Annotated in this window: 19 protein-coding genes; 12 read left to right on the forward strand and 7 right to left on the reverse strand. The window is 58.1% G+C overall.

All coding sequences use genetic code 11. The annotated features are described in order from the left end of the window. The first annotated feature begins 11 nt into the window (after nt 1-11). The 5 genes from ACZ5D1_RS11610 (at nt 12) to ACZ5D1_RS11630 (ending at nt 5,709) form a co-directional block, all read left to right on the forward strand. Complete coding sequence (locus ACZ5D1_RS11610) at nt 12-545, forward strand: hypothetical protein (RefSeq protein WP_011368430.1); 534 nt, start codon at nt 12-14, stop codon at nt 543-545. Between the two features lie 84 nt (nt 546-629). Continuing rightward, a complete protein-coding gene (locus tag ACZ5D1_RS11615; protein WP_049753953.1) occupies nt 630-1,580 on the forward strand; it encodes an ABC transporter permease in 951 nt (316 codons plus the stop codon). A gap of 1 nt (nt 1,581) precedes the next feature. Then, entirely contained in the window at nt 1,582-2,439 is an 858-nt protein-coding gene (locus ACZ5D1_RS11620) for an ABC transporter permease (protein WP_011368432.1), read from the forward strand. A 134-nt stretch (nt 2,440-2,573) separates the two neighbouring features. Beyond that, entirely contained in the window at nt 2,574-4,187 is a 1,614-nt protein-coding gene (locus ACZ5D1_RS11625; RefSeq protein ID WP_464554947.1) for a DNA repair protein RecN, read from the forward strand. 25 nt (nt 4,188-4,212) lie between these two features. Next, the gene (locus tag ACZ5D1_RS11630) at nt 4,213-5,709 is read left to right on the forward strand and encodes a hypothetical protein (protein WP_464554948.1); all 1,497 of its coding nucleotides are present in this window, start codon (nt 4,213-4,215) and stop codon (nt 5,707-5,709) included. 199 nt (nt 5,710-5,908) lie between these two features. Here the strand turns inward: ACZ5D1_RS11630 and rnr are convergent, their stop codons facing one another. From rnr to ACZ5D1_RS11645, 3 genes are all read right to left on the reverse strand, one after another. Next, entirely contained in the window at nt 5,909-8,518 is a 2,610-nt protein-coding gene (rnr, locus tag ACZ5D1_RS11635; protein WP_027181808.1) for a ribonuclease R, read from the reverse strand. Between the two features lie 322 nt (nt 8,519-8,840). Continuing rightward, nucleotides 8,841-9,911: a tetraacyldisaccharide 4'-kinase gene (gene lpxK, locus ACZ5D1_RS11640; RefSeq protein WP_464554950.1), complete on the reverse strand. Its 1,071-nt coding sequence runs from the start codon at nt 9,909-9,911 to the stop codon at nt 8,841-8,843. Between the two features lie 55 nt (nt 9,912-9,966). Beyond that, complete coding sequence (locus tag ACZ5D1_RS11645) at nt 9,967-10,668, reverse strand: Bax inhibitor-1/YccA family protein (RefSeq protein ID WP_011368437.1); 702 nt, start codon at nt 10,666-10,668, stop codon at nt 9,967-9,969. A gap of 287 nt (nt 10,669-10,955) precedes the next feature. Here ACZ5D1_RS11645 and ACZ5D1_RS11650 point away from each other — a divergent pair, with 287 nt between their 5' ends. Both ACZ5D1_RS11650 and ACZ5D1_RS11655 read left to right on the forward strand, forming a co-directional pair. After that, nucleotides 10,956-11,303, forward strand: coding sequence for a DsrE family protein (locus ACZ5D1_RS11650; RefSeq protein ID WP_011368438.1), 348 nt, complete (start codon nt 10,956-10,958; stop codon nt 11,301-11,303). A 137-nt stretch (nt 11,304-11,440) separates the two neighbouring features. Then, a complete protein-coding gene (locus ACZ5D1_RS11655) occupies nt 11,441-13,756 on the forward strand; it encodes a DUF3536 domain-containing protein (RefSeq protein WP_464554951.1) in 2,316 nt (771 codons plus the stop codon). A 208-nt stretch (nt 13,757-13,964) separates the two neighbouring features. Here ACZ5D1_RS11655 and ACZ5D1_RS11660 read toward each other — a convergent pair whose 3' ends face one another. Together ACZ5D1_RS11660 and ACZ5D1_RS11665 are read right to left on the reverse strand one after the other, a co-directional pair. Further along, a complete protein-coding gene (locus ACZ5D1_RS11660) occupies nt 13,965-14,441 on the reverse strand; it encodes a CBS domain-containing protein (RefSeq protein WP_011368440.1) in 477 nt (158 codons plus the stop codon). A 188-nt stretch (nt 14,442-14,629) separates the two neighbouring features. Further along, nucleotides 14,630-15,868: an HD domain-containing protein gene (locus ACZ5D1_RS11665; RefSeq protein WP_011368441.1), complete on the reverse strand. Its 1,239-nt coding sequence runs from the start codon at nt 15,866-15,868 to the stop codon at nt 14,630-14,632. 207 nt (nt 15,869-16,075) lie between these two features. On the opposite strand from ACZ5D1_RS11665, the gene rplM reads away from it, so the two are divergent. From rplM to ACZ5D1_RS11690, 5 genes are all read left to right on the forward strand, one after another. After that, nucleotides 16,076-16,510, forward strand: coding sequence for a 50S ribosomal protein L13 (gene rplM / locus ACZ5D1_RS11670; RefSeq protein WP_011368442.1), 435 nt, complete (start codon nt 16,076-16,078; stop codon nt 16,508-16,510). Between the two features lie 18 nt (nt 16,511-16,528). Then, complete coding sequence (gene rpsI, locus ACZ5D1_RS11675; protein WP_011368443.1) at nt 16,529-16,921, forward strand: 30S ribosomal protein S9; 393 nt, start codon at nt 16,529-16,531, stop codon at nt 16,919-16,921. A 190-nt stretch (nt 16,922-17,111) separates the two neighbouring features. Further along, on the forward strand, nt 17,112-17,660 hold the full coding sequence (thrB, locus tag ACZ5D1_RS11680) for a homoserine kinase (RefSeq protein WP_011368444.1): 549 nt from the start codon (nt 17,112-17,114) through the stop codon (nt 17,658-17,660). Then, the gene (locus tag ACZ5D1_RS11685) at nt 17,657-18,271 is read left to right on the forward strand and encodes a hypothetical protein (protein ID WP_464554953.1); all 615 of its coding nucleotides are present in this window, start codon (nt 17,657-17,659) and stop codon (nt 18,269-18,271) included. The genes thrB and ACZ5D1_RS11685 overlap by 4 nt, the downstream gene beginning before the upstream one ends. Before the next feature lie 19 nt (nt 18,272-18,290). Further along, nucleotides 18,291-18,806, forward strand: a complete 516-nt coding sequence (locus tag ACZ5D1_RS11690; RefSeq protein ID WP_011368446.1) for a hypothetical protein — start codon at nt 18,291-18,293, stop codon at nt 18,804-18,806. Nucleotides 18,807-19,056: 250 nt separating this feature from the next. Here the strand turns inward: ACZ5D1_RS11690 and ACZ5D1_RS11695 are convergent, their stop codons facing one another. Both ACZ5D1_RS11695 and gatB read right to left on the reverse strand, forming a co-directional pair. Then, complete coding sequence (locus tag ACZ5D1_RS11695; protein WP_027181814.1) at nt 19,057-19,455, reverse strand: Ros/MucR family transcriptional regulator; 399 nt, start codon at nt 19,453-19,455, stop codon at nt 19,057-19,059. Between the two features lie 351 nt (nt 19,456-19,806). Beyond that, nucleotides 19,807-21,237 carry an Asp-tRNA(Asn)/Glu-tRNA(Gln) amidotransferase subunit GatB gene (gene gatB / locus ACZ5D1_RS11700; protein WP_464554955.1) on the reverse strand — a complete coding sequence of 477 codons (1,431 nt, stop codon included), beginning with the start codon at nt 21,235-21,237 and terminating at the stop codon, nt 19,807-19,809. Between the last annotated feature and the right edge of the window lie 29 nt (nt 21,238-21,266).

Here is a 21,266-nt window from a genome sequence, read left to right on the forward strand (position 1 = left end):
AAGGATATATAATGAGCGACACACCATATATGGGTGAACTGACGGATGTTGTTCTGGGGCAGGAATTTCTTACATGGCTCTGGTTCAGAAGCGAAGCCGGCAACGGGCAGTTCCGCACCCCTGAGGGGGTCACTTTCGGACTGTTCATGGAACAGCGCATATCCGTTCAGGGCGGAGAAGGTGAAAGCCTGGAAACGGCCACTGTTTCCGGCCCCATGTCCGAGCTGCGCGAAGCACGGCTGGGTCTTTCCACCGGCAAAAAAGTCAACCGGGCACTGTTGCGCATCGAACGCGATGCCGACACATGGACTGTTTCCGTCAAAGCTGAAGACTTTCAGATGAACAGCCTGAAAACACCGGTTATTGAAAAAGACGGTGAAGATGACGACCCCGATGCTGCATTTCTGGAAAAGATATACCTGATCGAGACATGTCTCGGGTATATTGATGAAGTGTACAGGCAGTTTCTTACGGTACGTCTGGCTCCCGCCGACTGGCAGGAAGAAGTCAAAGCTCTGCGCAACTGGCTTGCAGCCGGAGACTAGGCAGTGAACGCGGCAACGGCAGAAGCAGCGGGACGGAAGGCTGCCGGACTGGCCGTACGGGCAGGCAGACGTCTTTTATGGGTTATGGCGGTGTTCTGGGGCATTACGCTTATCAGCTTTGCCGTCATACATCTGGCGCCGGGGTCGCCCACCGACCTGCAGACAACTCTGAACCCGCAGGCCGGAGCCGACGCCCGCATGCGGCTGGAAAAGCTGTACGGGCTGGACCAGCCGCTGCATGTGCAATACGGGCAATGGGTTAACCGGCTAATCCGGCTTGACTTCGGCATGTCCATGTCCGGAGACATGCGGCCCGTATGGGACAAAATCAGCGAGCGACTTCCGCTGACCGTGGGGATGAACCTTGCCTCCATGCTGCTAACGCTGCTCATTGCCCTGCCTGTCGGCATTGCTTCGGCTTACTGGCAGGGGCGCTGGTTTGACCGCGCCAGCACCGTGCTTGTATTCATAGGCTTTGCCATGCCGGGATTCTGGCTTGCGCTGCTTATGATGCTGCTGTTCGGCATTCATCTCGGCTGGCTGCCCATTTCCGGCATAACGTCTCTTGATTACGCCCAGCTGAGCACCACGGGCAAAATACTTGATGTGGCAGCGCACCTTGCCATGCCGCTGTTTATCTATACGTTCGGAAGCCTTGCCGGCATGTCACGCTTTATGCGTTCTTCCATGCTGGAGGTACTCCGGCAGGATTACATACTGACAGCCCGCGCCAAAGGGCTGGGGCTGGGCACGGTAATTTTCCGCCATGCACTGCGCAACGCCCTGCTTCCGGTCATAACCATTCTGGGGCTTTCTGTACCCGGCCTTATAGGCGGCAGCGTGATCATAGAATCCATTTTTGCCCTGCCCGGTCTGGGGCAGCTTTTCTACGGTGCCGTCATGGCCCGTGATTATCCGCTTATTATGGGAAACCTTGTTCTGGGTGCGGTGCTTACTCTGGCAGGCAACCTGCTGGCGGACGTCTGCTACGGACTGGCCGACCCGCGTATCCGCTCTGCACGGGAGGCTCGCTGACATGGCCGGTTTATTTCCCCTGCGCGTCGGTCTTTTCTTTCGCAAAGCAGCAGGACGTTACGGCATGCTGTGGACCGGCGCAGCCATAGTTGGCAGCATGTCCGTACTGGCGCTGCTGGCACCGTGGATAGCACCCTATGACCCCACGCTTCTCAATGTTCATGCCATACTGCAACCGCCCAGCACGGTGCACCCTTTCGGAACAGATGCACTGGGGCGCGACATTTTTTCGCGCATGCTGTACGGCGCGCGGGTATCTCTCTGGGTAGGGTTTGTGGCGGTAGGCATTGCCGCGGCCATCGGCACTGTTCTTGGGCTGGTGGCAGGCTATTTCCGCGGACTGACCGATGAAATCATCATGCGCTTTGTCGATGTGATGCTCTGCTTTCCTTCATTTTTTCTCATTCTCGCGGTCATTGCCTTTCTGGAACCGAGCCTTGGCAACATAATGATCGTCATCGGCCTGACATCGTGGATGGGAGTGGCCCGACTGGTGCGTGCCGAAACGCTGACCCTGCGGGAGCGGGATTTCATTGCGGCATCACGCCTTGCCGGGGCAGGTACGGTCCGCATTCTTTTTATGCACATTCTGCCCAACGCCATCGCGCCGGTGCTGGTGGCCGCCACACTGGGCGTGGCCGGCGCCATACTGACGGAAAGCGCCCTGAGCTTTCTCGGGCTGGGAGTTCAGCCGCCCATGCCCAGCTGGGGCAACATGCTGATGGAAGGCAAAGACGTGATGGAATTTGCTCCGTGGCAGTCTCTCTTTCCCGGTGCGGCCATACTGATCACCGTTCTGGGTTACAACCTGCTGGGAGAAAGCCTGCGCGACATTCTGGATCCGCGGTTGCGCCGCTGACTCCGCACCGGTCACCGCAAGCCTTTCCCGCGTTGTTATGCGGCATTACCTCTTGCCGCCCTATACTCTTGAGGGTAGATACGGTAAAAAAAGTTTTCGCCCAAACCTGTCACCAGTATGTAGTGCACTGAATCATGCTAGAACTGCTTAGAATCCGAAATCTCGCGCTGATCGAAGATATGGAGCTGGAGTTCGCTCCCGGTATGAATGTACTCACCGGTGAAACCGGTGCCGGTAAAAGCTTTATCCTCAAGGCGCTCAATTTTCTTACCGGCGACAGATTGTCAGCCGACATCGTGCGCGCCGGAGCTGATAAAGCCACGGTTGAGGCGTTGTTCGCCCTTTCCGACGGCGATCTTATCATCCGCAGAGAACTGACCGCCCACAGCGGACGCAGCCGTCTTTTTATCAACGACAAGCTGAGTTCGCAGGAAACCGTGCGCGACATGCGCTCTTCTCTTATCATCCATACAAGCCAGCACGGGCAGCAGAAACTGCTGCAGCCCTCTTTTCAGGCTGCATTGCTGGACACGTACATGAACCGCCCCGACCTGCTGGAGCAGCGGGACAGCCTGTTACGCAGCCTGCGCACCCTTGCCGAAGAAAAAGAAGCCCTGCATGAACGCAGCCGGTCGCTGGCCGACAGGCGGGAACTGCTGGAATTTCAGCAGCAGGAGATAGCCAAGGTTGACCCGCAGCCCGGTGAAGAGGATGCGCTGCTTGAACGTAAACGCCTGCTGCGGGGCCAGACTCAATCAAAGCAACTGGTTGAGGATGCGCTTTCGTGTCTTGGCGGGTACGAGGGCGGTATCATTCCCGCGCTGGGCACGCTGGAAAGCACTCTGCGCCAGCTGGCCGCGGCTCTGCCGGAATACGAGGAGGACGCAACCACCGTGTCCGGCTTCAGGCAGACGCTGCATGACATCGAAGGACGCCTGCGCCGTCAGCCCGTGCACGATGCAGACGAGGAAGATCTGGAAGAAATCGAAGCCCGGCTGTACGAACTTGCGCAACTGAAGCGCAAGCTCAAACGCTCGCTGGATGAGATTGTTGACCTGCAGCGGGAAATCGAGGAAAACCTGTCTTTTTTAGATTCGTGCGGGCTGGACCTGAAGCGGATAGCACGGCAGGAGCAGGAAACCCGTGAAAAGCTGGCCGCTCTGCTGGAAAAGCTGAATCCGGCACGCCGCAAAGCAGGTGAAAAACTGGCGGCGGACATTGTTGCGGAGCTGAAAGGGCTGGGTTTTTCCGATCAGGTGCAGGTACGTTTTACCCATACTCCGCACAAGCTGGCAGAAAACTGCATTGAAGAAAAAGCCGGAATGCTGTGGCTGCCCAACCCGGGCCAGCCCCCCCAGCCGCTGGATAAAATTGCCTCCGGCGGTGAGCTTTCACGTTTTCTGCTGGCCGTGGTGGGACTGATGGCCAGAGAGGAATCAGCCACGCTGATTTTTGACGAGGTGGATTCCGGCGTGGGCGGACTGACATTGAACAGCGTTGCAGAGCGCCTGCGCTCGCTGGCATCGCAACGGCAGATGCTGCTGATAACACACTGGCCGCAGCTGGCGGCCAAGGCCCAGCGTCACTTTCATGTCCGCAAAGAAGTACATGACGACGCCACATACACCTACTGCACGGCACTGGATGCAAAAGGCATAAGCAACGAGCTGAGCCGCATGGCCGGCGGCGGTGAACAGGGAGAAGCCTTTGCAGGCAATCTGCTGACACCGCACCTGCAGCATCGCTGAAGCGGAAAAGACCGAGGAGACCCGCATGGAACCAACGGACAACATGTCCCAGCAGGAACGGTTTTCCGCGTATGCGGCCAGACTCAGCAAAATGAAAGAAAGCCGCGCGGTACGCGAGATTCTGGAAAGAGAGCTGCTGCTTGAATTTATCAGAATCAACCGTGGCCGCATCAACGAATTTCCACTCATTGAAGCGCAGCAGCGATCCATTTCGGAGCTTTTCACTCTGCGGGGGCTGGAAGACCCGCAGTACGAGCGCGTGAAAAACATCATCACCGGTTTTATACAGTGTCTGAATAAATACGGAAAAGCGCTGGAAAACCAGAACCCCGACGAAACACAGCAGCTGATACCGGAACTTTCCAATCTGGAAGTGCTGCTGGTCAAAAGCATTCAGGGGGTGGTGTTTGTCTCGGCGCTCACGCTTGATAATCTTTCCGAAACGCTCACAGGCTATTTCGGCGAGCAGGCTTACAAGACCATTGATACCATCATTCAGGAAGAAGAACTGGGCGTAAGGCTGTGGCAGCGGTACTTTGAAGCTTTCATCGACAGTTCGGTGGAGACGGCCTTTGCCGCCATGACCCGCGAAGAGCAGTTTTCGCTCGGGCGGGAAGGCAACCTGCTGGTGCTTACTTACCGTTTTGACAACCTGCTGCGCACACTGGACGTTTCACCTGCCGCCCCCGAAAAAAGCCGGATTCAGCTGCGTTTTGAGGATGAAGACGCCAGCTTTGAATCACGCCGCACCCGCAAGCTGGTGATGGATTTTCTGCGCGCGGAAATGGCCCGAACCGGCAAGCCGTGCAGTGAATCGGATCTGGCCCACGTCAGCCAGCTTATCTGTATCGATCCCTGCACCGCCCAGCTTGATGCGGCCAGAACTTTTCTGCATTCCGGCGCCCAGCCCGAAGGCACAACTTTTACGCGGGACAGCGCACTGTTTGTGCTGGAACAGGTGGCGGCCATCGCCGCCGGGGCCATCATCGGCCTTAACGTCATGCGTGAAGATTTTCTGCGTGCGCCGCAGATGCTTACCCCCAAAGAACTTTCCGTTATCCGCGCTCTGCTGGGCCCGTTCAGTCTCAGAGGGCTGCACCGTGTGATCAGCTTTGTGCTGGAAAGCCAGTTTATCGCCATTCTGCGCCGGTGCTTCGGCGAGGATGCCGGTAAAATGCAGATACGCACGGTAAGGGAACGCCGCGTACCTGCGGCTGCAGTGGCTGATCTGGAAAAACTGGGCATGAACCGTATACGCCGCAACAAGATATGGCGGCAGGATCCGGATGATGATGAATCCATGCTTTTTCTGATGGCCTCAGTACAGGAACTGCAAAACATCATGCACCTTTTCCAGATGGAAGCGGCTCTGACTGACGCAGTGACAAAGCTGTGGGATTCCGCTGCGTTCAAAGTCGATATCAGGGTGCACATCAATCTTGAGCTGCTTTCACGCACAACAACCAACCTGAACCAGAAACTGGCTGAAATTCTGGCACGCTTCGGCATCAGCAGGCTCTGACCTGATCCCCCCCGCCGGGCCGCGCGGCGGACACAACTTCTGCGGCAGGCGGCACATAGTTCATTTTTCCGGAACCGCGCAAAAACGCCGGAGACAGCTTTCACTGCCTCCGGCGATATGGTGTACGGTTATTCACTCCACCGGCAATGCTCTGCCGGCCGTCTAAAACAGCGGCATCCGCCGTGCCGGAGTGTCTGCGCTAGGCAGTTTTTTTCTTTGTACCGCCCGCCTTTTCAGGCCTCGCGGCTGGTTTTTTCTTCTTTGCTCCGGCGGCTGCGGGACGCGCGCCGCGTTTTGCGTTTTTACCGCCTGCGGAATTGCCTGAAGCTCCGGCCGTTTTTTTGCCGGTCCTGCCTCCGGAAGAACGACGTGACCTGCCACGTGCGGGCTTGCCGCTGGCGGCGGGGCGGTCATCTGCATCATCGGCAACAATCAAGGAACCATCCTCGGCACGTACCAGCACATCCGCATCACCGGACTGCGCTGCGGGGGCCTGAAAGTCTTCGTGCTCCTGCGGTGCCCCGCCCTGCGCCCTCAGGCGTGCTTCCGCCTTGCGGGCCTGCGCGGCAACGGTCATACCTTTCCTGTCACCGGAACCGCCACGGCGCCGGTCACGCTCTGCGGAACGGTTTCCCTCTTTACGCTGCGGCACACGGCTGTCTTCATGCTCCAGCAGTTCAAGGTCAACCTCAAGCCGGGGTACATTGATGCCGGAAAGCAGCACCCGCACGCTCTGACCCAGCCGGAAGGTTCTTCCCGTACGCTCGCCCATCAGCTCCTGACGTTCGGGGATGAACTCATAGTAATCGTCATGCAGCAGAGAAAGACGCACAAGTCCTTCCGCCATGACCTCACCGAGTTCCACCCAGAAGCCGAAATCGGAAACACCGGAAATAACACCGCTGAATTCCTCGCCCACACGGTCACGCAGGTACAGCACGGTGATACGTTTTAAAATTTCCCGCTCTGCTTCCATACCCGCCCTTTCGCGGATATTCAGCTGATCGCCGATACGCAGCAGCGTGCGCGGCGCAGGCGGCGGCGTGGCACCGGCAAGTCCCAGCGCGTGCTTAAGCGCCCTGTGCACCACCAGATCGGCATAACGGCGGATGGGAGAGGTGAAATGGCAGTAACACTCTGATGCCAGACCGAAGTGGCCTTCCAGGTCCGGTGTATACCGTGCCTGCATCATGGTGCGCAGTGCCAGCCTGTTTACCAGAAACTCCTGCTCTGTTCCTTCGGCCGCATGCAGCAGCGTCTGCAGCTGGGCGGCACCGGCCTGAGGCGGCACCTTGTGCGCCAGCGCCGTGCCGCGCATAAGCTTGAAGAAATTCTCCAGCTTGTCAATGTCCGGCGCAGGGTGCACACGGTACAGCAGGCCTGTTTCTTTTTCCGTCAGAAAACGGGCCACCGCCTCGTTGGCGGCTATCATGAATTCCTCGATCATCTGGTGACCGAAATGGCGCACACGGCGGCCGATATCGACTGTTTCGCCGTAAATGTTAAAAATAATTTCCGGTTCGGGCAGATCAAAATCGAGCGACCCCCTGTCACGCCGCCTGCGCTTGAGCACGCGCGCCAGTTGCTCCGCCTGTTCAAGCATGGGCAGCACAGGCCCCAGCAGCTTGCGCTCGTGCGGGTCTTTCTGCAGCACGGCCCTGTTCACCTGCCCGTAGGTAAGGCGTGCCTTGCTTTCAATAACAGCGGGATAAAAGCGGCTTTTGCCCGGAGTTCCGTCGGCGTAAAAATACACCTCGGCCACCATGGCAAGACGCGGCACCCGCGGATTGAGGCTGCACAATCCGTTCGAAAGCGCTTCGGGAAACATGGGCTCGACAGACTGCGGAAAATAATACGAGTTGGCTCTGGTCAGCGCTTCCTCGTCCAGTGCGGTGCGCGGCTGCACATAATGGCTCACATCCGCTATGGCCACCCACAGCCGCCAGCCGTCGTGTTGCTCTTCCACATAGACGGCGTCGTCAAAATCGCGGGCTTTGGCACCGTCTATGGTCACGAAATCCACATGCCGCAAATCCACACGACCGGCGAAATCGTCCTCGGATGGCTGGTCGGGCAATGCAGCGGCCTGATCCAGAACCTCCTGCGGAAACTCCGTGGGCACGTTATGATTCAGCTTGACCAGCACTTCCTGTGTGGAAACATCCTCTTCCACACCCAGACTTTCAACGGCCACACCGGACCACAGGTTGGGTTCCAGCCGTTCGCCCGGTTCGACCAGCAGCAGCTCGTTTTTACGCGGTTTGCCGTCCAGAGCCCCCCTGCTGACAAGCATGCTGAACCTAAGACGTGTGTCGGCAGGCTGCGCCAGCACACCGGCTTTGCCCATCAGCTTGACCACACGGGCGGGTACAAGCTCGTGCCCGCGTTCAAGTACGCGCACAATACGGCCTTCGGGTTTTCTGCCTGCCCGCTCGGAAAGCAGCGCCACCATAACCTTGTCACCGTGCCATGCCTGCCCCATCTGCGCGGGACTGATAAAAATATCGGCCCGGCGCTTGTCTTCGGGCAAAACAAAGCCCACTCCTGAGCGCTGCACTTCCAGCGTGCCGGTAACCATTTTCAACTGTTCCGCCAGACCCCACGAGCCGCCGCGCAGCTGCAGAATGCGCCCTTTGGCCCGCAGGTCTTCCAGCGCTTCCTCCAGCGCCGCCCTGTAGCTTTTGCTCAGTCCCAGCAGCCGGAAGAAATCCTGCAGTTTAAGAGGGCGTTTTTCGTCCTTGAACAGTTGCAGCAGATCACCGCTGCGTACAGGCAGACTCTCGGCCTGCTTTCTTTTCTTTTTACCCATAAAAAAACCTCATGAATCCGGAATGAAAACAAGCCGGAAACGTATAAAAATTTGTAACCGGATCATCCCTGCCCGGCATTGAGCCGCGGGAAGTACCGGCAAGGACGGCAGCCCTCTGCCCGCTTTCTGTAAAGAAAAAAGCCTGAGGGGTGCCTGTCTGCATCAGATGCCGGCATACCGCTGCAAGCGGCATGAAAGGCATGCAGACCGCGGCCGGTGCAAACCGGCCCCGAAAGAACCTTTAAAAAACCGGCAGCTGTCATGCTGCCGTCATCCGGCAACATGCGGACATACGCCACCGTATATCCGGCATGCCGCACCTTCAGCGCAGGCCTGCCAGCCGTTGCCAGCGGCACTGCCACCATTGCGCAAAACCTTCACCGGCCTGCCCTGCCGGAGGTTGCGCGTTCCATACGGAATGAAAATTTGTCTCCAGCGACAGGGTCCACACCGGAACCCCGCACGGTGCCGTCAGTTTTACCGCATCTTTGGGAGTACACACCAGCGGCAGCCCGTAACCGGCCATGCGGTCCATGTCCGCCCGTGTATACCCGTGATGGTCGGCAAACACATGATGCCTGACGGGATCATACCCTAAAAAACTGCTGACGGTAACTGCAACCTGAGCAGGGTCGCCCACACCGCTGAAAAGCACATACGGCGCCCCCGCAGGCAGCTGCGCACCTTCATGCGCACCGCAGACAGGTATCAGGGCGCCGGGCCGCAGTGAAAAACCGAACACCGGCACTCCGAAGCTGCCCAGCCGGTTCTCAAAATCCGGAACAAGACCGGAAAATTCACCGCTGCCGCACTTTATGCAGAACGCCGCTGCGCGTGAGAGGGCTTCCGGCCCTTCGCGCCATGAACCGGCAGGCAATACACGCCCCCATTCCGCGTGCAGATCATCTTTTTTCAGCAGAACCAGATCAGTATCGCGGGCTACCTGCACATGCTGGAATCCGTCATCCAGCACAAAAAAATCGGGAGCCAGCCGCTCCTGCGCCCAACGGGCGGACCGGCTGCGCACAGGGTCCACTACCACAGTGGCCTGCGGACAGCTGCGCGCCAGCATCAGCGGTTCGTCCCCCGCATGTGCCGCAGGGCTTTGCGGCGTCACCACATAAGGCAGTCCGGGCGGCGAAGCCTTGTAACCGCGCGTCAGCACCACGGCGTGCAGGCCGTGTACGGCAGCCCACTGCAGCAACCACTGCACCACCGGCGTCTTGCCGCTGCCGCCCCAGCCGATGTTGCCCACGGAAACACACGGAACATCAGTGCGGCAGGCGGCGCCGTTTTCGTACCGGCGTCTGCGCGCCCGCATCAATACACGATATGCCGCGCCCAGCGGACGCAGCAGGGGGTAAAGAGATTTCTGCAACGGCAGAGAAGACATGCAGCCACCACAAAAAAGGGAGCCTCACGGCTCCCTTCGTGTACTCATTTGACGGTTAATCCCGTGCTCCGCCGAAGAGCCTGAGAAGCATCAGGAACAGGTTGATAAAATCAAGGTACAACCGCAACGCGCCAAGAATGGTTCCACGGCGTATGGCCACCGGATCATCCATGGGAGCGGTTTCACCCATCTGGCGCAGCTGCTGGCTATCGTACGCGGTAAGCCCGGTAAACACAATGACGCCGATGGCGCTGATAACCAGCTCCATCATGGAGCTGCCGAGGAAGATATTAACCACCGAGGCGATAAGAATACCGATAAGCCCCATGAACATGAAGCTGCCCATGGATGTAAGGTCGCGTTTGGTGGTCATGCCATACACCGTCATGGCGCCGAACATGGCCGCCGCGGTGACAAAAGCCTGAAAAACCGAAGCTGTGGCATAAACAATGAGCACGCTGGAGAGCACAACGCCGTTCAGCGCGCTGTACACCATAAACAGCGTGGTTGCCGTGCCTGCAGACATGGTGCCGATGCGGGCCGACATATAAAACACCAGCCCCACAAGGCCGATCATAAGCACAAGAGGCAGCATGGGGGTGCCGAAAATAAGCTGCAGCAGCGCGGGGCTGCTGGCCACCGCAAAAGCGGATACGGCTGTTACGGCCAGTCCTGCCGCCATCCACTGGTACACGCCGCGCATGAAGGCATTGACGACTTCAGTACGGCTCTGGCTGCGCTGGGCGGTTCTCAACATTGTAATTATCCCTCCTTGGGAAATTGAATACAAATTTTTAACGGGCCTGCCCTGTCTGCAAAAGCAGCAGGCGCGTGCAACGCATCCGGCGGAACCGGGTGCGAAACAGGGTTCTACCGGGTGCGGTACCGGCAGGTGCGTTGTGATATAATGGGTAACAACGCTTGCACCGCTTGGCAAGGGTAGAACAATATGGAACAATGCCCGCAGTAAGTAAAGTTCCGTCTCTGACGGCTGAACCTCTGCGCTCCGGCACCCCGGCTGCCGGACACCCAACGGGAGCTGCCATGTCTTATTCCGTCGTATTCCATGTTGACCTTGCCGACCCGGCCCGTCTGGGGCTGGCTCTGACCAATATCGACAACTACCTGAACGCCCTGCCCGAAGAGCAGTTTGAAACAGTCATGGTTGTCAACGGCCCCGCGGTGCAGCTTTTTAAAACCGCTGAAGCCCCGCATGCCGCGCAAATCAAGGCATTGCAGGAACGCGGAGCCTCTTTCCGCCTGTGCGCCAATGCGCTGCGCAAATTCGACATAGCCCGGCAGGATCTGCTGGCAGACTGCATTGTCGTGCCCGCGGGCGTGGTTGAAATAGTGCAGCTGCAGCAGAAAGGATTCGCCTATATAAAACCCTGACGTAACGCGGCGGCCGCCACATGCGGGCCGCCGCGCACTTTTTGCGCACCTGCCTGTCCGCCGCTGCAAAAACGGTGTATGCTGACTGTGTTTACCGGCGCCCTGCCAAGACATCTTTACCGCTCCGGAGGTCCGGCATGGACAAATACCTGTGCATTCACGGCCATTTTTACCAGCCCCCCCGCGAAGACCCGTGGCTGGGCACCGTGCTGCCCGAAGGCAGCGCCGCACCGGCCTGCAACTGGAACGAGCGCATACTGCGTGAAAGCTATGCCCCCATGGGCTGGGCACGCAGGCTGGACGGCTCCGGACGCATTGCAGACATACTGAACTGCTATGAATGGATCAGCTTCAATGCCGGCCCGACCCTGATGCGCTGGCTGGAAAGAGATGATCCGCACACCTATGCCCGCATGCTGGAAGCCGACAGGCTGAGCATGTCGCGCTGGGGCCACGGCAACGCACTGGCGCAGGTCTATCACCACATCATTATGCCGCTGGCCGGCAAGGAACAACGCAGGCTGGAAATACAATGGGCACTTGACGACTTTGCCCATCGTTTCGGCAGACAGGCCGAAGGCATGTGGCTGGCAGAAAGCGCCGCAGACACCGCTACACTGGAAGAACTGGCTGCACACGGAGTGCGTTTCACCGTGCTGGCTCCCCGGCAGGCCCGCCGGATCTGCACGCCGGACGGCAGCTGGAACGCCGTGGACGAACATTCTCTGGATGTAAGACGGCCCTATCGTATAGATCTGCCTTCCGGCGCCCGCATCACTGTATTTTTCTATCACGGTGCCATCTCGCGCGCCGTGGCGTTTGAAAAGCTGCTGCGCGACGGAGAAAGCTTCTGGCACCGCATAGCCGCAGCAGCAGGCGAAGGTCTGCTGACACTGTGCACAGACGGAGAAACCTACGGCCACCACTTCACCTTCGGCGAGATGGCACTGGCCCACGTCCTTGCGCAGGCCTATTCCGGCAGAGACGGCATCCGTCCCACCAACATGGCGGCCTTTCTGGCCCGGCACCCTGCAGAATGGCGCGCAGAACTGCACGAACCATCCTCGTGGAGCTGCGTTCACGGCGTGGAACGCTGGCGTTCGGACTGCGGCTGCACGGACGGCGGGCATCCCGGCTGGAATCAGGCATGGCGCAAACCGCTACGGGACGCACTGGACATTGCAAGCCATGCTGTTGACGCCCATTTCGAAAGCAAGGCACCGGCTTTTTTCACAAACCCGCAACAGGCGCTCTCAGGTTTCGGACTGGTGCTGTGCGGTGCGGAGCAGCGGCAGGACTTCGCCGCGCGGCATATCATGCTGTCAGCTGATGACGCCGCGGCCGGTTCAGCTTGGAAACTGCTGACCATGAAAGAACAGATGCTGGCCGCATATGCCAGCTGCGCCTGGTTTTTTGACGAGCTTTCGCGCATCGAACCGGTCAACGCTCTGACCTATGCCCTGCGGGCACTGGAAATCCGGCGCCAGACAGGCGGCGGAGACATTCCCGAAGAGTTTCTACAGCAGCTTGAAAAGGCCCTGTCAAACAAGCCGGAAGAAGGCACCGGCAGAACCATTTTTGAAAACCGCGTGCTCTCGCGCTGCGAAACACAGGCATCGCTGGTGCTGCAGGCCCTGCTGACCACAGCCTATCAGGGAAGACTGCAGGCCGGAGTACCGGCCTGTGCCTCGTGGCCGGCAGTGGATGTGGAAATAACAGTCGTTCCCGCCGGCACGGACGGGCAACCCGCGGAAAACAGCCGGAACGCGCCCGCCGCCAGCGGCACGGCCCGGATACGCTGGCATCCAGCGGCATGGGATCAGCCGTTCAGCTGGGAGCTGTGCAACACCTGCGGCCGGACGCTCCGGCGCGGCGGCAACATTCTGCTGTCGCCGCCCGACGGTCTGCAGGTTACGGTGACCGGCACACAGGGGGGCGACTCGTCGTGCGGCTTTGACCAGCTGCCATGGAACAAAAAACAGGCGCTGGCCATGACATACATTCTGCATTCGGTGGCCCAGCGGCGGGCGGATGCGCTGGCCCGCACGCCCGATGCCCTTGCCCTGTTCCTGCCGTGGGAGGAAGCGCAGCAGGATCAGCCGGACGCACACCTGTGGGAGGAATTTGCGCCGGAGATGCTGCTGGCGCTGGCCACCGGAACGGGCCCGCAGGACGCCCGCGCACAGGCCGCCGCGGCATGGCTTTACAAGGTGGAACTGCCGGCAGGTGCGCGCCGCAGGCTGGAAGCAACAGCCCAGCAGACCGCGTTGAAACTGCTGGAGTCCCCTGTGCAGTGGACGGCGCTGGAAAAACTGGTACGCACCCTGTCGGAACATGTGGCCGGACTGGACTGGTGGCCCGTGCAGAACCGCGTATGGGCCATGCGTCCGTGGAACGCGCAGGCAGGTGCGGCAGCCCGCGCGCTGGGATTCAGGCCGGACGACCCGCAGTAGTCCGCGCGCAGCGGTGTTCCCCGATATGATGTTTCCGTACACAAAAACGCCGCAGCAGATGCTGCGGCGTTTTTTGTCTGCAATAAAAATAGCGGCGACCGATAGCGTATGCCCCTACAGGAACCGGCAGCATCCCCCCACAACGACCGGCAGCATGCCACTACAGGGAACGGCGGCATGACCCTACAGAGACCGGCGGCAAGCGCGGTCAGGTCATCTCGCCGCTTATTTCACGGTACAGGTCGGTAATCATCACCACACCGATGACCTTGGGTCCTTCTTTGACCACGGCATAGCTGCGGCCACGCTGTACTATCTGTTCCAGCACCAGCGGCAGGGGCTCATCAGGCCGCAGCACGGTCACATGCCTGTCCATTATCTTGCTGACAGGGGTTGAGCCGGCAACTTTACAGGCGTTGTGAAACACCCTGTCAAAACCGCTTTCGTCAAATCCGTTCAAGGCACTGCCGCGCAGCAGATGCCTTTCCATAAAACGCATGGTGTCCCATACGGAAATTGCACCGGCAAAACTGCCGCCCTCATCGTTGACCAGAGCGCAGATACAGGCGGAATCCCGCGCCTGAAATTCTCTGAGGCGGCGCATGGCCTCGGCCAGTGAATCGGTGGTGCGGACAACGGGAAACTCTTCCCGGGCTATATCCCAGGCTCGTTTACGTAACAGCATATCAGGCTCCTCCGCGCAGACCGCCCGTGCCGCAGCGGCCCGCAGAAAACTGTTTGGCAAAGCGGACACCCATGTCCGCAGAACGGCGCAGCAACGCCCTTTGCAGCGTATATACAACACCACCATACAGCAGGGCTGCAAAAAAATCCATAAGAACGGCAGATTGCACAAGCACCCTATGCAACATTTCAGTCAAAGTCGGCAAAAAGGGCTCCCACATGCACCGGCCCGATGACCGTGCGGCGGTTTTTGTCACGCAACCGCCACAAAGCCGCCTGCAGCTGATCAGAACTGATGCCGTTGCGCACAGCGGTATACGCCTCGATAAACGCGGCCAGCGTATCGCAGGTTTTCAGCATTCTTCCGTCGCGCGGGTCAAACCGGTCGTGGTTGTACCTGCTCTGCAAAAGCTCAAAGTCCACCGCCAGTACATTGCCGTTATCCACAACCGCCTCTGTAAACTCCGACCCCACCTCCAGACCAAGATAATACGACAGACGCGCGGCAATGCCCCCGAAGCCCTCTTCTTCCAGCGGGTTCAGCACCTTGCGGCGCAGTTCGGCTTCTTCGTATTCCTTTATCACAGCGTCCAGCTCTTCCACCGATTTTTTTACAGGAGAAATAATGTCGCGGGTCAGCAGCTCCGGTAGGTCGTGAAACAGACCGATGAAAAAATTATTCTGCCTGCGCGCGCCGCATGCGTTGACGGCAAGGCTGAAAAAATACGAATAGCATGCCACCAGAAACATATGGCCGAGCACTGACGTTTCGGGGATGCGCGGTGTCTGCGACCAGCGTTTCTGAAAACGCAGCTGGCCGCACAACGCCGCAAACCGGCCCACTGCCCCCGTGGCATGCCGCAGGCTGTCCATGCCCTTCAGGTCATCAAACCCCGCCAGCTTGGCATCGAACGAAGCCCCGATATCTTCGATTTCGTCGTCAAAACGGTTCAGCGACTCAATAAGCCGGAACTCCCAGTTGCTGGCAAAAAGATGCGCGGCATCCAGAATACGGTCCGCTCTGGAATTTTTTTCCGGACGCTGCACCCACCCGCGCATACGCCCCCAGAAATCTTCGCCCAGTGGCTGCACCAGCGGTTCCAGTTCATCCAGCACCCAGGCCGAAAGCTGGGCATAATGCTGGGCATTGTCCTTGATGCGGTAAAATACGGGCGGCTTGATGTCTGTGATGACAAGACGGTAAAAATAGTCAAAAATACCGCCTTCGATAATGTCGCTGCCCAGACGCAGACGGCTTGTATCGTCAAGGTCATCCGAATTCTGCTGGTAAAGGAGCCACGCCACGATCATCTTGTGCGCCTGTTTGTCCACTTCCAGCAGTTCCACAGGGCGCAGTTTGTCATTCCAGCGTTTCATGTAAGAGCCTGCAAATACAAACTGCAAAAGGCTCTTGCGGATGCTCACCATGACGTCCTCCAAATTTTATCCAATAAACTACTTGGCAAAGTAGGCTATCTTGGTATAACCCACAAGGGTTGAAAGCAGATGGCAGGGACTAGCCCTAACCCCGAACCCGTTACCCCTGTTGTCGGGCTTTTTTTCCGTTGACACGAGAAAAAAAACTCCCTATGTAGTTCGCCTTTCGAGCTTCGCAGGTCAAGGAGTATTATAATTATGAAGACGTTCAGCCCTAAGCCGCAGGACATCACCCGCGACTGGTATGTGGTGGATGCCGAGGACAAAATTCTCGGTCGTCTGGCCGCACAGATCGCGCACCGGCTTCGCGGCAAGCATAAGCCTGAATTTGCCCCGCACGTGGACAACGGCGACTTCATCGTCGTGGTCAACTGCGAAAAGATTGCAGTAACGGGTAAGAAACTTTCCGACAAGAAGTACTACCGTTACTCCGGCTACGTTGGCGGTCTGCGCGAGCAGACTCTGGCAAACGTGCTGGCAACCAAGCCTGAGCGTGCGCTTATCAACGCTGTCAAGGGTATGCTGCCGCGCAACCGTCTGGGTCGCGCCATGCTGAAAAAGCTGAAGGTGTACGCTGGCAGCGAGCACCCCCACCAGGCTCAGAACCCTCAGGCTCTTGAGCTTAAGTACTAATACAGAGGTGGAGATACTATGACTCAGGAATTCAATTACGGCACCGGGCGGCGCAAAACCGCCACTGCCAGGACCCGCCTCTACAGCGGAACCGGTAAGATCGTTGTCAATGGCCGTCCCTATGACGAATACTTCCCCCGCAAAAGCCTTCAGATGATCATCCGTCAGCCTCTGGCGCTGACCAAGAACGTCGAAAGCTTTGACATTCATGTCAATGTGCAGGGCGGTGGTGTTCGCGGACAGGCCGAAGCCGTTCGCCACGGTATTTCCCGTGCTCTGCTTGAAGTGGACGTTGAAATGCGTTCCTCGCTCAAGCGCGCAGGCTTCCTTACCCGTGACGCACGTAAGAAGGAACGTAAAAAGTACGGTCAGCGCGCAGCTCGTGCCCGCTTCCAGTACTCGAAGCGTTAATTCCGGCTGCTACGGAACATCACAAGGCAGACCCTCTGGGGTCTGCCTTTTTTTACATCCTCGCCGGTCCGCGGCTGCTGCGCCACCTGCCGCACAGTCCTGCAGCGTCCGCGGTTGACACCGGCCCGCCGCCGCAGCAAACTGCCGCAGACAACACCGCCTTCTTTCACAGCAAGGAAACCAGACCCATATGACGCAGAATACATATATTCCCCGTCCCGAACCATCAGAACAGGACGGGTGCATTATCCTCATCGGCATGGCCGGTTGCGGCAAAAGTACCATAGGCGCGGCGCTGGCCCGGCACATGAACTGGGCACACATGGACAGTGATCATCTGATAGAAGCCCATTACGGCACCACCCTGCAGCAGGTTGCCGACAGTATGGACAAAGAGACCTTTCTGGACGTGGAAAGCGCCGTCTGCCGGCGTATAAACGTACGGCGTACCGTCATATCGACCGGCGGCAGCGTGGTGTACAGAGCCGCGGGAATGGCACATCTGAAGTCACTGGGGCCTGTGGTGTACCTGCAGGTTGATCTGCCGGTGATACTGGAACGCATAAGCCGCAACCCTGACCGGGGTCTGGCCATCGCCCCCGGGCAGACTGTTGAAGACCTGTACAACGAACGCATCGCCCTGTATGAAACCTATGCCGATATAACCGTTCCGTGCACCACAGCCGGTGTACAGGAATGTGTCACGGCCATCAGCAGACTGCTGACGGAGTTGAGATGAAGCACAGCAGAACAGCCGCAGCAAAGCGGAAAACAGGTGTTTTTGCGCGCCTTGCAGACCTGTACACCCGCATGGAACAGGAATACAGCGACAAAGCCCGGGCTGCGGGGCTGACCTGTGCAGGATGCCCCGACAACTGCTGTACCAGCTATTTTCAGCATCACACCCATGTGGAGTGGCTGTACCTGTGGCGCGGCATGAACCGGCTGCCGGAAGCACGCCGCGCGGCATATCTGGCACGCGCAAAAGACGTGGTGGAACAAAGCCGCGACCTGCTCGCCCGTGGCATACGCCCCCGCCTGATGTGTCCTGTCAATGATGACGGGCTGTGCGGCATATACGAGCACCGGCTGATGATCTGCCGGATGCACGGCACCCGCAATGTGCTGGCCCTGCCCGACGGCGGCCTGCGCAGCTTCAGCGGGTGCTTCCGCTTTGTGGAATGCACGGCAGGACAACAGGCCGAGGATGTGCCCACGGTGGACAGAACCCCCTACTACCGCGAGCTGGCGGCACTGGAAATGGAACACGTGGGCCCCAGACTGAAAAAGTTGCCCCGGGTTGACTTGACGCTTGCAGAAATGCTTTTCTACGGTCCTCCTAAACTGTAACCCTGTATGGCGGTGACACATGAATCGGCCTTTCTCACTGCGGTTCCTGCTGACGGCAGGCCTGCTGGCTGTTCTGACCATGGGCGTGCTGGCAGGATGCTCCGGCCAGAATGTCCGGCATCTGGCTCATGAGACGTGGGGCAGATCCGGCGACAACCACATAGGCATGCAGTTCTGGCGGTTCGGTTTCACCACCGTGGATATGGGCGACAGCGTGGGTGTGATCGGCACCGCCCTGCCCAACTCCGAACTGTATCCGCAATGGGCGGCATGGTACGGGCAGCTGACCATCACGGCATACCTCAGCGACCACACCGGACAGGTCATCGCCCGCGACACGCATACCTATGTTCCGCGTCCCATAGGCAAAGAACGGGGGATTCCGCTGGAATTCACCTTTGACGCCGGCACCGTGGACGCACAGTACATTTCATTCGGCTACCGCATGCTGCTTACCGAACAGCCGCCCGATGCCGTTTCCGGCGGGCAGCAGGGCAGAATGCAGCTTGTACAGGAGGACGCGCTGCGGCAGTAACACAGCTGCGGCATGTTCCTTCCCTCCCCCGCCTTTTGCTTATGAAGCAGAAGCAGCCATATTACCGAAAAGCAGAACGGCCGGCAGCAATGCCGGCCGTTCTGCCATGACAGAAGCATATAAAAAGAAAATGACCTGATTGCAGAATGCGGAGCAGCGGCTGCCCCGGACTGCAGCTGCAGGGCACCGCGGCACAGCGGCTGACTGTCGCGGCACAAAAAACGGCCTGTAAAACTACAGGCCGTCGGTGTTATTCAGCAGGTTGCTTGCGGCGTTTTTCCCACAGCTGCATATCTTTCATCTTTTTGCGGCGTTCACGCTGCAACGATTTGCAGACCAGCGGGGTATTCTTTTTAAATCCCCATTTTTCACGGTACGAGACGGCATCAAGGTCGTGCAGAGCCAGATGCTTTTTAGTGATAATTTTAAAGCTCTTTCCGCACTCAAGGCAGGTAATTGTTTTTTCCTTGATAGAGCGCTGCGCAGCCTGTGCGTCCATCCCCCCGTCAGGAGTCACAGAGCCTTCGCATATTCCTTTGATTCCACTGGCAAGCTTCATGACCATTGACGTAATTTCATCTTCAGTCATATTCCGAACGCTTGCCTGCGCTTTCACAATCTCCAGCGCTTCCTTCAGATAGTCATCCATGTTCACCTCTCTCGCATGGTATATTGCAAGTGCCAGTTTGTTACAGTTGACCCCCAACTTGTACATTTTCATTAAGTCCCTAAAATCACGATGTCAACAACAACCACAGTGTACACCACAGTATGCTGCGTTTGTGTGTCATAATGATCCTGTTATGCCCCGCATGATGCTATCGTACAAAAAAACCGCGTAACGCTTTGTTCCGCCATTGCGTAAACACAGCATAGCGGTGCAAAAGCAATGCGGGCTGTCTTTTTGCGGACGCATCTTATGCATAAAAAAAGGCGGTCCGGGGACCGCCTGTTGCATTGCTCCATAAAATAATTACGGCGCCATTATACCGGCAGCCTGCTATCCCAGCTTTTCCGTCAGCAATCCGGTGACCACGGCAGGATTGGCTTTGCCTCTGGTCTTGCGCATGACCTGCCCCATAAAGAAGCTCATCAGTTTGGTCTTGCCGCCGCGGTAGGCTTCAACCTCTGCAGGGTTTTCAGCCAGCACCTCGTCCACTGCGGTTTCTATGGCGCCCGAATCAGATATCTGCACCAGTCCCTTGGCCTTCACATAGGCTTCCGGCATGGACCCCGATGTGAACAGGTCAGAAAAGATATCGTGCACAATCTTGCTGCTCACCACACCTTCTTCCTGCAGCCGTACCAGTTCGGCCACGGCTTCGGGAGTCATGGCGGCTTCGTTCACGCTGATGCGCCGCTCATTAAGCTCGCGCATGAATTCACCCATCATCAGATTGGCCACCTTTTTCGGCACGGCGGCGTGCCGCACCGCAGCCTCATAAAAATCCGCCAGCTCACGTTCGGCGGTAAGCAGTTCGGCGTCCTGCACAGACAGTCCGTACTGCTCCATAAAGCGTGTTCTGCGGAGTGCGGGCAACTCGGGCAGCGCCTTGCGCCATTCCTGCAGCCATCCGTCTTCCAGATGCAGAGGAATAAGGTCAGGATCGGGGAAGTAGCGGTAGTCGTGTGCCTCTTCTTTGCCCCGCATGGATGCGGTGACATTGCGGGCGGCATCGTACAGGCGTGTTTCCTGAACCACTTTTTCGCCGTCTTCCAGCAAATCCTGCTGGCGGGCTATTTCCACTTCAATGGCCCGCTGCACGTTGCGGAACGAGTTCACGTTTTTCAGTTCCGTGCGGGTGCCGAATTCCTTCTGTCCCGCAGGGCGCAAAGAAACGTTGGCGTCGCAGCGAAAGCTGCCTTCTTCCATATTACCGTCACAGATACCGAGATACAGCAGTATGGAGCGCAGTTCCTTCAGATAGGCCACGGCTTCTTCCGCGCTGCGCATATCCGGTTCGCTGACGATTTCAATCAGCGGCGTTCCGGCACGGTTCAAATCCACATAGCTGGCGTTGTCCGCAGCCGAATGAATGTTTTTACCGGCATCATTTTCCATGTGTATACGCGTTATACCGATGCGCTTTGTGCCGCCGTTCACCGGAATATCAAGATGCCCGTGTTCGCACAGCGGCCGCTCGAACTGCGAAATCTGATAACCGTAGGGCAGATCGGGATAAAAATAGTTTTTACGTGCAAACACCGAATCGTTATTGATGGTGCAGTCCACAGCCATGCCCATCATTACGGCGTATTCCACGGCTTTTCTGTTAACCACCGGCAGCACGCCGGGCATGCCGGAACAGATTTCACACACGTTGGTATTGGGTTCGCTTCCGAATTCCGTGGAACAGGCGCAGAACAGCTTTGAGCGGGTGCGCAGCTGGGCGTGCACCTCCAGCCCTATGACGACTTCGTATTCAGCCATACAGATACTCCTTGGACAAAAGCATGTGC

It is taken from the genome of Oleidesulfovibrio vietnamensis (assembly GCF_055388115.1).